This is a genomic window from Roseiconus lacunae, assembly GCF_008312935.1.
In the GTDB taxonomy this organism is placed as follows: domain Bacteria; phylum Planctomycetota; class Planctomycetia; order Pirellulales; family Pirellulaceae; genus Stieleria; species Stieleria lacunae.
Genome location: NZ_VSZO01000001.1, coordinates 1,672,811 through 1,686,382, shown reverse-complemented (window position 1 = coordinate 1,686,382; position 13,572 = coordinate 1,672,811). Strand labels below are relative to the sequence as shown.

9 protein-coding genes are annotated in these 13,572 nt (G+C 54.1%); 4 read left to right on the top strand and 5 right to left on the bottom strand.

What is annotated here, in order from left to right; translation table 11 throughout:
• Window positions 1–133: 133 nt before the first annotated feature.
• Window positions 134–1,297 carry an aminotransferase class V-fold PLP-dependent enzyme gene (locus FYC48_RS06300; protein ID WP_149495724.1) on the top strand — a complete coding sequence of 388 codons (1,164 nt, stop codon included), beginning with the start codon at window positions 134–136 and terminating at the stop codon, window positions 1,295–1,297.
• Between the two features lie 196 nt (window positions 1,298–1,493).
• Here the strand turns inward: FYC48_RS06300 and FYC48_RS06295 are convergent, their stop codons facing one another.
• The 3 genes from FYC48_RS06295 to FYC48_RS06285 all read right to left on the bottom strand — a co-directional run bounded on the left by FYC48_RS06295 (window position 1,494) and on the right by FYC48_RS06285 (window position 4,897).
• Entirely contained in the window at window positions 1,494–2,540 is a 1,047-nt protein-coding gene (locus FYC48_RS06295) for a ferrochelatase (protein WP_149495723.1), read from the bottom strand.
• A 133-nt stretch (window positions 2,541–2,673) separates the two neighbouring features.
• On the bottom strand, window positions 2,674–3,225 hold the full coding sequence (locus FYC48_RS06290; protein WP_149495722.1) for a hypothetical protein: 552 nt from the start codon (window positions 3,223–3,225) through the stop codon (window positions 2,674–2,676).
• Between the two features lie 250 nt (window positions 3,226–3,475).
• Complete coding sequence (locus FYC48_RS06285) at window positions 3,476–4,897, bottom strand: sulfatase-like hydrolase/transferase (RefSeq protein WP_160149359.1); 1,422 nt, start codon at window positions 4,895–4,897, stop codon at window positions 3,476–3,478.
• A gap of 400 nt (window positions 4,898–5,297) precedes the next feature.
• On the opposite strand from FYC48_RS06285, the gene FYC48_RS06280 reads away from it, so the two are divergent.
• Window positions 5,298–6,107 (top strand): TVP38/TMEM64 family protein, encoded by an 810-nt coding sequence (locus FYC48_RS06280; RefSeq protein WP_149495720.1) that lies wholly within the window; start codon window positions 5,298–5,300, stop codon window positions 6,105–6,107.
• Window positions 6,100–7,662 carry a mercuric reductase gene (locus FYC48_RS06275; RefSeq protein WP_235034097.1) on the top strand — a complete coding sequence of 521 codons (1,563 nt, stop codon included), beginning with the start codon at window positions 6,100–6,102 and terminating at the stop codon, window positions 7,660–7,662. Before FYC48_RS06280 ends, FYC48_RS06275 begins: the two co-directional genes overlap by 8 nt.
• Before the next feature lie 231 nt (window positions 7,663–7,893).
• Here the strand turns inward: FYC48_RS06275 and FYC48_RS06270 are convergent, their stop codons facing one another.
• Window positions 7,894–9,900, bottom strand: coding sequence for a hybrid sensor histidine kinase/response regulator (locus FYC48_RS06270; RefSeq protein ID WP_149495719.1), 2,007 nt, complete (start codon window positions 9,898–9,900; stop codon window positions 7,894–7,896).
• Window positions 9,897–11,408 carry an ATPase domain-containing protein gene (locus FYC48_RS06265; RefSeq protein ID WP_315853762.1) on the bottom strand — a complete coding sequence of 504 codons (1,512 nt, stop codon included), beginning with the start codon at window positions 11,406–11,408 and terminating at the stop codon, window positions 9,897–9,899. Before FYC48_RS06265 ends, FYC48_RS06270 begins: the two co-directional genes overlap by 4 nt.
• 299 nt (window positions 11,409–11,707) lie before the next feature.
• Here FYC48_RS06265 and FYC48_RS06260 point away from each other — a divergent pair, with 299 nt between their 5' ends.
• Window positions 11,708–13,519 (top strand): serine/threonine-protein kinase, encoded by a 1,812-nt coding sequence (locus tag FYC48_RS06260; RefSeq protein ID WP_235034096.1) that lies wholly within the window; start codon window positions 11,708–11,710, stop codon window positions 13,517–13,519.
• The last annotated feature ends 53 nt before the right edge of the window (window positions 13,520–13,572 follow it).

Genomic DNA, 13,572 nt, shown 5'->3' with positions numbered 1-13,572 from the left:
TTTGAAGGGTGGTTCATCACAGGCGGGCAGGCGAGACGGTGTACTCGGCTGTTACATAATCGAACTTCGCGCCTCGAGACGAATTGGACAAGATGCTGCCTGAGGCTCGATTCCCTCACTTAGTCATGACCAGATGCGACATCATTGGCAATTGAATCCAGAGATTGACTTTCTCAACCATGGTTCGTTTGGTGCGACGCCACGTGTGATCACGCAGGCCCGGGAGGTTTGGCTGGAAAAATTGGAAGCCGATCCGATTCGCTTTCTAGCACCGGAACGAGAACTCGAACCCAAACTTGATTCGGTACGATTGGTCGTTGCTGAATCAGTAGGCTGCGCCCCGAAAGACTTAGTCTTCGTCCGCAATGCGACCGACGGGGTTAACGCAGTGGTCCAATCGTTTCCGCTTCAGGCCGGTGATGACATTGTCATTACCGACCACGGATACAACGCTTGCAACAACGCGATCAGGTACGCCGCTGACCGTTCAGGAGCGACGGTTCGTGTGGCTAAGATTCCTTTTCCAGTCACCGGCCCTGACGATGTTCTGCGCGGCATTGAAGCAACCATGACGGCGCGAACTCGTTTGTTAGTCGTCGATCACGTAACCAGCCCAACGGGGCTGGTGTTTCCTATCGACCAACTCATTCGATTGGCACGTCGCAATGGGACCCGTGTCTTGGTCGATGGGGCTCATGCCCCGGGGATGCTGCCGCTCGATCTAACGCAAATCGGTGCTGACTACTACACCGCAAACCATCACAAGTGGTGGTGTGCGCCGAAAGCGTCAGGATTCCTGTACGTTGCCGAAGCGTGGCATGATGAGGTCCGTCCTACGGTGATCAGTCACGGCAGCAATCTGCGGACAGAGGGACGCAGCCGATTCCATGCCGAATTCGATTGGCCGGGAACCTATGACGTGACGCCGATTCTTTGCGTTCCCGAGGCGATCGATTTCCTCGGGTCACTAGTAGACGACGGTATCAAGGGTTTGATGCAACGCAACCATCAGATGGCATTACGGTCACGAGACTTGCTAGAGTCGGCACTAAAAACCGGTGACCGAACTCCCGATGACATGATCGGCAGCCTCGCTGCGGTCAGACTGCCCTCCGCCAAATTAAATTCGCAAAGCGATTTGTCTGCCTTTAAACGCTATCTCTACGAGAAGCAAAAAATCGAAGCACCAGTCTACTTCGGGCCCGGGTCACAACCGATGCTGCGCGTATCACTGCAGGCTTACAACACGCTCGAACAAGTCGAACGCCTAGCAGACTTGCTCACAAAATCACTGTAGGACTGCGTCTAAACGAAGCGTTTACGTCCATCGCATCTGGCCACGGCGTTTGCACCGGTGCTTGTACCGAAACCGTGGCGCACGCCGCGCGTCTTATCCCAATTCCAAATGCTGACGCGACACTCGGCTCTGTCCCTAAAGCCAGTTTCGTTCAAGCCAGTTCGCGATACGCCCTGTGAGTGAAACGGGTCTGGACCTATCGGACGGGACGCCGAGGCGTGTACGTGCAACAGTTCTGAGGGCAGACGTCATGCCAGGGGCCCAGCGTGCCCAAAGCCTGTTTGGTTGTTGTCATTCCCAATCGCTCCTGCACCAATTCACGGATCATGGAAACAAATCCGGGATGTACACCGGCGGTTGCCGCACGACTCATCACAATCCCGCGTTTGTCGCAAAGTTCAGCGGCTTCGTCATCAAGGTCATAAAGCACTTCCATGTGGTCGCTGATAAATCCGATCGGGACGACTGCCAGGTGAGTCAGCTTTTTCCGATCATCGATCGCCTCGATTTCGTCGCAAATGTCAGGCTCAAGCCAAGGCTGTTGCGGTGGGCCGCTTCGACTTTGATAGACAAGTTTCCAATCGGTCGCGCCTACCTGCTCGGCAACGATACGGCACGCTTCCTCAAGTTGTCTGACATAGTCGCAGTTATCCGCCATCCCCATTGGAATGCTGTGCGCGGTGAATAGAACCGTCGCCTGATCGGCAGCGCAACCGAGAGTTTCGATCGATTGTCTCAGCCCATCCGCGACCGCTTCGATAAAGCCCGGATGGTTAAAGCCCATGCGCACTTTTTCGACGATCGGGGCGTCCTCGCCGACTTCCTGTTGCGCCGCGGCGATGTTCTCGCGGTATTGCCGGCAACCGCTATAGCTGCTGAACATGCTGGTAAAAAACGCGATCGCACGCCGACGCCCGTCTGCTTTCATTTGTCGCAGAGTGTCAGGCAACAGCGGGTGCCAGTTTCGATTTCCCCAGTAAATAGGCAAATCGATACCATGCTGTGCGAATTCGGCTCGAATCGCGTCAATCAACTGACGGTTTTGCTCGTTGATGGGGCTGACACCGCCGAAGCTCTTGTAGTGCTCAGAGACTTCGAGCATGCGCTCCCGAGGAACGTTTTTCCCTCGCAAAACGTTTTCCAAGAAGGGCATCACGTCGTCCGGACCTTCTGGGCCGCCAAACGAAACGAGTAAAAACGAATCGTAAGGCGGTTCGTGATCGGATGATGAAGGAGAATTCATGTGTCAGATGAAGCAGGCGTCGCAGGAGAGTTTCGTCGCCTCTATTCTTACACCCGGTCAATCGCTGTGGCAGGGGTGGAATCGATCAAGACTCCCCGGCTCACAGCAATCGCCCTCTTCGCAACATTTGACTTTAGAACAGGTGCACGCTTCCTGCCGCGGCGGTCGCCTGTTGAGACATTTTTCGCCATCGGCGGTCGTATCCGACTTGTACCGAGAAGGTGACCCACACGTTCCCAAACCGAGTCGCTGCTTGAAAGTCCAACTGCTCTCCCGGGACGGTGGTGCTATTGAGCAGAATTCCGCGTGATGTCAGCGGAATGCCCAGATGAGCATCGACCCCGTACTCGAGAAGATAATTCTTGAAGGATCCGAGCATCTGATTGCCCAGTTCACCAATCCAGTCCGGCGCCAAACTCAGTTCTTGACCGCCGAGACTTGCGATGACACAGGAATGCGCGGTCAAGTTCAGCGCGCCAGAAACTCCCGAACCGTCCAGCCGTGTGAACGAGGCGATCGTTTCGCACCCCGGCGTGGGACATTCGATTGTCTCGTCAAACACAGCAGCAAGGCTATCGCAGTGCGAAGGCCGAACCGTCACATCACTACCAGAGTAGTATTCGAGTAGTTCATTGACCGAACGAAGAATACTCTCGGTGCAAATCTCAAGTGCGAGCTGGTTCATAGGTGCCCCTGTTGCGGTGAGAAAACGATCGGACCAGTCGGGGCAAACAACCGGTCGACTACTCTCACCGTCACGTCGTCGAAAACTGACAATACTTCCGCCTCAAACTCTTCCGTGAAAACAAAATCAAAACTGCTTCACTACGAAGTTAGCGTAACAAATTGTCGCGACGACTAGATTTTGATCGATGACTGGAAACCCCAATCGGTATTGACAGATCGATCAGAGAGTTTGGGAAATCGATCTGCCTTTACTGTCTCGTGCTGCCGTCTTCGTGAGCGTAATAAGAATCCATCTCCTGCCACCAACGATCTAATTTTCGGCTCATCTGTTCCGCTCTCTCGGAGTGAACCTCGCCCAAATTCTGTGTCTCGCCGATGTCTTCACGTAAGTTGAAGAGTTGCTTGGAAGACCCATCGGTATTCATCAGCAGTTTCCACTCCCGATCTCGCATCGCCAACGCCGGGCTGACATGTTCCTTCTTACCTGGCTTGATGCTACCGTGAACGCCATATTCCCAAAAAACAGGTGACGAACGCTGGCATGGCTTCCCCAGGAATGCCTGTGAAATATCTTCACCGTCGAGGCCTCCCGGTGGGTCGACGCCGACCATGGAAGCGATGCTTGGTAACAAGTCGATTGCCGAAACGATTGTGTTCTGGTCGGTAACACCCGCCGGAATATGACCGGTCCACCGAGCGATAAATGGCATTCGAATGCCACCTTCGTAAAGGCTCCACTTTCGCCCAAACAGCGGTCCGGTAAAACCCGGCGGCAGATGCCCCGCTCGATAATAGCGAGGCCAATCGGTTGGCCCGTTGTCGCTGGTAAAGACAACAAGTGTCTGCTCTCGCAGGTCGAGTCGATCAAGGGTATTGAGCAGGCGACCAATCTGGCGATCCATTTCGTCGAGCACCGCAAAGAAATCAATGTCCGGTGGATTATCCGAACGTCCGACCCACTTCGCCCGTTGGTCATCGGCAGGCATGTGAACGTCATGCACATCGTTTGGGAAGACACGAACATAAAACGGCGATTGATGATGCTGCTCGATGAATTCAATCGCATGATCCACATACGTTTCTGTCGTCTTGTGCTTCGGAAGGTCAAGGATCGTCCCTCGACCGTGATCCCAACTCTCTTGCTGATTTCCCGTCTTGCTCCAAAGGATCCGATCTCCCAACCCCTCAAACGCAACCAGTGATTCATCAAAACCATATGCTTGAGGAAGTGGTGCGTCGCCAACATCGCGACCGCCCCCCATATGCCACTTCCCGAAATGCGCCGTCGCGTAACCTTTTTGCCGAAGCAATTTTGCCAGTGTGGTCACGCCGGGGTCCAACCAATCCGGCATCTTTCGTTTACGATTGGCAGCTCGCGAGGCAAGGTAGGAATGAATTCGAAATCGCTGTGGGTATTGGCCGGTTGTCAGTGCGACGCGCGACGCCGAACAAATGGGGGAGTTCACATAGAAGTTCGTGAACTTGATCCCTTCTGATGCCAACCGATCGATGTTGGGTGTCTTCATCGCTGGGTTGCCGAAACAACTAGGATCAGCGAACCCCATGTCGTCGATAAAAATGACAACGACATTCGGCGATCCCGAGATCGCTTTCTCCTCCGCCGGTCCCTGAGCTTCCGATAAATGGCGACTGCAGATGACTGTGGCCAACAAGACTAACCACCGCGATGCGCGGGTGTCCGCAAACGATATCCCGGTTTTCCTTGACCGGATACATTGTCGAAATGCCCTGGACCGAGCGAAAACGACGTAGCTGGCCGACGCCACACCGAATCGAATCCCCCCAATGAGATCGTTCAATCGGTTCTCGATCTGTCGCTCCAAAACAAAAGCAAGACGCCCAAACATAAAAACTCCAAGGAAACAATCGTTGAGCCTGTAAAACTGTGCGGAATCAGGTTGCCCTTGCCTATTGTCATAGGACAACAATTCGATTTCGGCACATCGGATTGATCGGAGCTCTTTATATCGTGTTCCTTTGTGCTGACAGCCAATTCAGCGAGCGATCTCTGGACAAAAAACTAGTTTCCAATCCTGAAATAGCCGACGCATGTCAAACACAGAATCGCCCGATACTGATTCGCCGGAGCCACGTTCGCTCCGTTCGAAATCGAGCAAGCTAGTCGTGTTCGCGATTGTCGTGGCCTTGTTTTTGGTGTTGTGGACACAATTCGGTGATACGTTCACACTTGCCGGGATCGCACAACGAGAGTCCGAACTGCGCTTATTTCAGCAGCAGAATCCGGTACTTGTTTACGGATTGACGTTCCTGGCCTATGTCATAGCGACAGGATTATCGCTGCCTGGCGCTGCGTTAATGACTTTGGCAATCGGCTGGTACTTCGAATTGCTCAAAAGTATCGTGCTTGTCAGTTTTGCATCCACCGCCGGGGCGACCATAGCATTTGTCCTCTCGCGTTACCTGTTTTATGAATCGATTCAACAACGATTCGGCGATCGCCTGAAATCGTTCAACGAATCACTCAAACGAGAAGGTCCGTTCTTCCTATTCACATTGCGTTTGATCCCCGCCGTGCCTTTTTTCGTCATCAACGCGGTGATGGGGCTGACGCCGATCCGAACACGAACATTTTGGTGGGTCAGCCAACTCGGGATGCTGCCGGGAACCATTTTGTATGTCTATGCGGGATGGAGTGTTCCTGACCTGCAAACTTTGGCCGACGAAGGGATCCGGGCCGCGTTCAGCGGTGGCCAGCTTCGACGGATTTTGATCGCATTTGTACTGTTGGGCCTATTTCCGTTTGTGGCACGATGGTCCATGAAGCGGTTCGCAAATGTCAAGCCAGCTCAACTTAGTACATCCTCGCCTTCGGACTCACGAGTGAACGACCATGAATAAAGCTCCGCATCCGATTCCGGCACTTCAACCCTTGGACGAATACAACCAATCTCTACAGTCCAATGTCCATCCAAAAGACTGGACTAATCCGCAGTCCGCGGAACCTTATCAACTGGTAGTCATCGGGGCAGGGACGGCGGGATTGGTCACGGCAGCCGGTGCGGCGGGACTCGGCGCCCGAGTTGCCTTGATCGAGCGTTCGCTGCTGGGAGGAGACTGCCTGAACGTCGGTTGCGTGCCGTCGAAGGCCATCATTCGATCCGCCCGCGTCGCGGCGTCAGTTAGCCGGGCTCATCAGTATGGCATTGATTCAGGGGGCGACATTCAGATTGACTTTTCCACGGTCATGCGACGGATGCGGCGGTTGCGCTGGCAAATCAGCCCCCATGATTCGGCAAAGCGTTTTTCTGAACTGGGCGTTGATGTCTACCTCGGACAAGCCACCTTCACCGGTGGTCAGTCAATCCAAGTCACCAACGACAATGAACCTCCCCAAACGTTGCAATTCCGGAAAGCAGTGATTGCGACTGGCGCGCGAGCGGTGGCACCAAACATCCCTGGCCTCGACTCGGTGAATTACCTGACGAACGAGACACTTTTTTCGATAACCGAATTGCCGCGACGCCTGGGGATTATTGGAGCCGGTCCGATCGGATGCGAAATGGCTCAAGCGATGGCAAGACTTGGCAGCCAAGTCGTTTTAATCGATCGGAACGACCGAGTCCTTCCACGCGAAGACTCCGACGCGAGCGAGATCCTGCGACGAGGATTTGAAGCTGAAGGAATCGACCTAAAACTTGGGGCGAAAAACCTTTCAGTGAGGCAGTCCGTTGAGGGCATTCAATTCGAGTTTGATTCCGAATCCAGACACAACGTGATCACCGTCGACCGCTTGCTTGTCGCCGCGGGAAGAGCACCGAACATCGATGGACTAGGCCTCGACCAAGTCGGCGTCAATCACGACGAACGAGGGGTCGAGGTCAACGACCACTTGCAAACAACGAATCCGAACGTTTATGCGGCGGGTGACATTTGCTCGAAACTCAAATTCACTCATGTTGCCGATTTTCAAGCTCGAATCGTGATCCAAAATGCGTTGTTCGCGTTAGGCCCTATCGGTCGCAAACGCGTCAGTGATCTGATTGTGCCGCGTGTGACATACACGTCGCCTGAGGTTGCACAGGTCGGGAGGTCCCCAAACCAATCGAATCCGTCCGAGACTGACTTACAAACTTTTACGCAATCGATGTCGACCGTCGACCGCGCAATCTTGGATGGCCAAGACGAAGGCTTCGTTCGCGTCCATGTTCGCCAAGGCACCGACCGGATCGTCGGTGCCACCATTGTGGCGGAGAACGCGGGCGATCTAATCAACGAAATAACAATGGCGATGAATTCCAAGATCGGCCTTTCACGGATAGCCTCGGTGATCCATCCTTATCCAACACAGGCCGACGCGATCCGCAAACTCGGTGATCAGTTCAATCGCACTAAGCTTACCCCGCTGAACCAGCGTTTACTTCGTGTATTAATGAAACTCAATGTTGGCCGCTGATCAACGATCTCTCGGCTGATTTGTGACAAAAACATTTTTTCGCGATCGTGGATGCAACCACATCGTACACCATCGCGGGATCTTGTCTGTCTATTTGCGAATGGCGGGCGTTGAGCTAACCCCGGTATACGACGGCTGAGCAACCGCAGTTCACCGAATCAAAGCGTATCGCCTGTCCCGACCTTCGCTGGCATCGATTCGTCAGCGAAGCTCTGCGGCGAGGTCCGAATGCTACCGGGGAAGCAAGCTTTTCACTTTTTCTAGCAGCAAGGATCGGTCGATCGGTTTGCTGAGGTAGTCGTTGCAACCGCAGCGTAGGCATCGATCCATGTCTCCCTGCATTGCGTCTGCGGTCAAGGCGATGATCGGCCCGGTATAACCAAGACGCCGAACGTGCTCTGCCGTCCGATAGCCGTCCAATCTTGGCATCTGCATGTCGAGCAAGATGAGATCGACGACCCGATCATTGCGAAGCATCTCCTGCACCATTTCAACGGCTTCCTGCCCATCTTCGGCTTCGCTGATCTGGGCCCCGGCGCGTTTGAGTAAATGGGCAGCAAGAAAGCGAATGTCTTTGCGGTCATCGACCACCAGAATTCGCCCCGACAATGGACGACCATCCAATTGACTTCGGTCGTGCTCGACTTCGCGATGTTGTTTCGATACAACCGCCTTGGCATTACGAAGATCACCACAATCGACCGTCGCCGTAAAACGGCTCCCGACCCCAGGTTCACTCTCGACGACGATTTCGCCTCCCATCATCGCTGCCAATCGCTGTGAGATCGCAAGCCCCAAACCGGTTCCCTCGAAACGCCTCGATACCGACGAGTCGACTTGGGTAAACGGTTTGAACAGTTGACGAATCTGGCGGTCGGTCATTCCAATTCCCGTGTCAGCAACCGCAAAGGCAATCCGGTTGGACGTTTCGTCATACTGAACCGAAAGCGTCACTGTCCCGCGATCGGTAAACTTGATCGCGTTTCCGACAAGGTTGATCAGGACTTGCTTTAGTCGTTTCTGGTCGGAATAGATCGCCGGCGGAATCGTGTTGTCGGTTTGCACGACAAACTCGATTCCGTTTTCCTGCGCACGGACCTCCATGATGCTTTGCACATCCTCGATCAGACGATTAGGAGAAAACGCTTCGATGAACAGCTCTATCTTGCCAGCTTCGATCTTCGAGAGGTCCAAGATGTCGTTGATGATTTCCAACAAATAAAGGCCATTGCGGCGGATCGTCGAAACGTATTCTTTTGCCTCCGTGTTTTCGATACTCTCGCCAAGCAGTTCGACATAACCAAGGATCGCGGTCATTGGCGTTCGAATCTCGTGACTCATGTTCGCGATAAATTCACTTTTCGATCGATTCGCCGCTTCGGCCTGCTCACGAGCATTTCTTAGAGACGCTTCGATCTGATGACGCTCCGTGACATCCCAGATCACACCGGAATGACGGAGTGTTCGCCCTGATTTCCCACGAATAGGCTCACCCATCGCGGATAACCATCGCTGCCCCAGTTTGGGATGGTCGATGCGGAATTCCATCTCGAGGACGATCCCTTCGCTGATCGATCGTTTCCATCGATCAACCAACTCGTCGCGATCATCGGGGTGAACGCGCTCGAAACATCGTTCGGGATCGGGCTCGACGGAGCGGTCAAACCCGTAGATTTCGTAAAACCTCGGAGACCAATAAAGCTCACGCTCACTCCATTCCCAAGCCCCCATTTGTCCGGCTTGCAACGCCATGCGCAGCCTTCGGGTATCGATTGCCGCCGCGGCCGCCGCCTCACGCCTTTCACGTAACAGATCGCGGACGGCCGCCTGTCGTTGGCGGTCACGCAAACGGGAGCGAAGCTTGCTCACGAAAACCGCAATCCGAAGCGGACAAGGCACCAGGGTCACGTTCCCCAGAGATAGCAGTCGCTCCACTCGATAGGACGACAATTCGGTCGTCCCAAGCAACACCAGAAGCGGAAAATCAGACCAGTCGGGTTGCCTGAATAGTGCCCGCTGAAGTTTTTCAAACCCCGCTTCATTGATAAACCCTTCGGGCACAAGTCCGACGCCGACACCGTCTTCGATTGCTTGACAAAGTTCGTCAACGGAATGACAGAGGTCTACCGGGATGTCGGCTTGATCAAGAAGGTCGTGACAAATATTTGCGTCGGCTGCCGTCGGCGCAACGATAGCAACGCGCTCGATCGCTTTGTCACCGGGGGATGGGTGGGTCATTGAGGACGTTTCCCCGCAGGCGGTATCAAGACGTCGTGCGACCCGATGAACTCAGGGATACCGGCGAAGATGCCACGGAACTTGGTGAGCGGCGGCCCGATAATCAAACCTTGATCGCTGAGACTGAATTCCCGAATGGTTCGTTCATGATTGGCGGTCCGATTCTTGAGAACTGAAATCGCTCGATGAATCTCTCCGTCGGCTTCGAAGTATCGAAACAGAATCACCGCGTCTGCCAAGTAGCTTGTATCAACAGGCGTGACCATGGCTCGGCCAAGCATGCCGTGTTGGGCGACGACCAAGAATGTCGCGACCCCCTGTTTGCCCAGGTGGGTCAGGATGTCGTTCAATTGAATCATCAAGTGCTTTTCATGAGGCATCGAATTCAGATAACCGTTCAGGCTATCGATCACGACGACGGAAGTTGGTCTTCCCTGTTCATCGGGTTCCGCCGCCGATCGCACCAACATCGAAAACTCATTCGGCGTAATCTCGCCGGCTTGTAAATGGCGAACTTCGACCAACCCTTGTTCGACATAGTTTCGCAGTGGCAACCCCAATCCTTCGGAGCGGACGAAGAGGGTTTGAGAACTTTCTTCGAACTCAAACAACACCGCGCGTTGGCCACGTTTTGCCGCTTCTACTGCGAATTGAACCCCCATCGAGGACTTCCCGACGCCGGCGGGCCCCAACAGTAGCGTGCTCGATCCCCGGGATACTCCGCCGCCCAGTAGTCGATCCATCGATGCCAGTCCGCTGCTCACAAATCCGTCGGTGGCATCGACCGCTTCTCCATCGATCCCCCTTGGGAAAACGTTCATGCCGCCACGAACTAAACGCAGGTCATGAGCGCCACTAATAAAGTCGGCCCCTCGGTGTTTGATCACGCGCAAAAATCGACGCTCATTCCCATAATCGGTCAACCGCTGTTCCAATCGAATCACGCCATGAGCGAGGCTTTGTAGCTGCTGATCTTCACCATCCGATTTATCATCCAGCAACAAGGTGGTGCAGCCGCGGCCGACAAGGAACTGTTTAAAGGCCAGGATTTCCCGTCGATACCGCAACGCCCCTTGGGAAAGGAGACGCATCTCCGAAAGCGAATCAAAAACAATTCGATCAGGTTTCAAACGTTCAATTTGTTGTTGAACGTTCCTGACGGTGTTCCCAAGCTCGATCTCGGCAGGCTCAAACATCGTGTATTGGACACGTTCGACCGTTTCGTCGGCGTCCATCAATTCGTAGATTTCGATTCCTTCGAGCGACCATCCATGCGACCGAGCAATCTCTTTTAATTCCTGCCGTGATTCGGACAAAGTGACATAGATGCCTTTTTCTCCCACATCACGTCCTGCCAACAAGAATTGCATTCCCAACGTCGTCTTACCGGTGCCGGGGCTGCCTTCGACCAAATAAAGACGTTCCGCTGTCAGGCCACCATGTAACACTTGGTCGAGCGTCTCGACACCGGTGCTAATCATCGTTCTTCCCTGATCAACTTCGTCCACAGCCGTCCCTCAAAATGCGGTGATTACATTGCCAATGCGGCGAAATGCCAACGCTGACGTGATGAAACCTCGATTATAGGCGAACTCGTCGAATCAGTAACGACGGCAACCGTGACAGCAGTTTAACGGGGAGACAGTTTTCTCTATTTTTGTGTCGGGCGCCAGCGAGAAACAGCGGTGCCCCTATTGAAGGGGAATCCGAAGCGTCCGAAATTGACCGGCGACTTCCCTGCCGCAATCCCTAAAGTCTTGTTTGCGGCGAGTTTAAGACAACTGTCCGCAACCACGGTGCGTCGGCTATGAGCGTCCGAGAAAAAAAACTACCAGTCGCAGCGTTGGAGCGGATCGACGATTTATGTGCCGAGTTCGAACGTCAATGGCAAGTCGACTCGCCACCGACGATCGAATCGGTCCTTGCCGACCTATCGGCTGAAGCGAAGGAAAGTGGGACGGCCGAACACGATGTTTTACTGGCCGAATTGGTTGTTCTAGAGATTGACTACCGGAGGCGACGCGGTGATCAGCCCCGCAAACAAGAATACCTCGATCGTTTCCCCGCCCACCATGAGATACTTGAAGACGCCCTGGCTGAAAAAGAGCGGCCGACGCGCGGCTTCACCCCTCCGACTGTCGATCGTTTGGCAGAGCTCTTTCCAAACTTGGAAATAGTCGAAGCGTTAGGCGCCGGCGGAATGGGCGCGGTCTACAAAGCTCGTCAAAAAGGACTCGATCGTCTGGTAGCACTGAAAGTTCTCCCGGATGAGTTTGCTCAGGATGTGAAATTCGCGTTACGGTTTACACGGGAAGCGCGAACACTGGCGAAACTGAATCACCCCAACATCGTTTCCGTATTCGAGTTTGGAAAGGTCGAGCACACATTCTATTTCCTGATGGAGTACGTCGATGGGCCTACGCTCCGCGATGTCGTCCGCGGAGGCCAGCTCGCTCCGCAACATGCATTGGCCATCGTTCCCCATCTTTGTGACGCCCTTCAGTATGCCCATGACCAAGGGATCATTCACCGCGACATCAAACCGGAAAACATCTTGATGGCGAAGGATGGGACAGTGAAGATCGCTGACTTCGGTTTATCACGTATCATTGATCAAGACCACCCGCCGACCGAATTGACCGCGACGCATCAAGTCATGGGAACACCGCGTTACATGGCACCCGAACAATTCGAAGGGGCTCGCGGTGTCGATCACCGTGCCGACATCTATTCGCTTGGTGTAGTGTTTTATGAAATGCTAACCGGCGAACTTCCGATCGGACGGTTTGCCGTTCCGTCGCGGAAGGTCGAAATCGATGTGCGACTCGATGACGTGGTTCTACGAACGCTCGAAAAGGAACCCCAGCAGCGCTACCAACGCGCCAGCCAAATCAAATCCGATCTGCAAAGCATTACATCGACCGAACAAGTGACTCTCGCACCGACGATGGATCTCAGCGGTTCCCAAGCAGCGCGCGTCGGTTCGGATGCGATGACCACCGCGATTCCGTCATCTGGGGTGAGTCTGCAACAACAGGAGTTGGCGGCAAGGTTTTACCTAACACGCCGCGATCTGATGGATCGGATCAAGGCCTCCTTGAAACCACTCATGCGCGGACAACTGTTTCAGATCTTTGTCGGTGTCCTGCTCGTCGTGCTCGGTGCCCAATGCTGGGCACCGAATACAGATATCCCTCACCGAGTCATTTGTGGAGGAGTCTTGCATGTCTATGGAATCCTGGTGATCGCGGCGGGTGCGGCTGTCTGCACGCGAATCAATCGGATCGACTACTCCAAGCCGGTCGATCAAATCCGCGAAAAACTTGATGCGGTGAAAAACGTCTACCTACACGTCGGTGCCTTGATCGGTTTTCCGTGGTGGTTGATGTGGATCCCGGCTACTGTCGCGTTTGGTTTTGACGCCATCCTGCATCCCAATTCGCTGATCCCGTCGCTCGTAATCGGCGTCATCGGAATGGGTGTGTCTTACTGGCTTTATCGCCGTGCACAGCGACCGAATCGCCCTTCGGCGGAAAGTTGGCGAAAACGTTTCGCCGGTCACAGTCTCGCCGAAGCGAATTCGATTCTCTCTGAAATCGAACAAGCCCAGATTCAGTAATTCGATTCGCGTCGATTCGCCAGCCCTCTCACGCCGGCGCATCGCTGATCCGA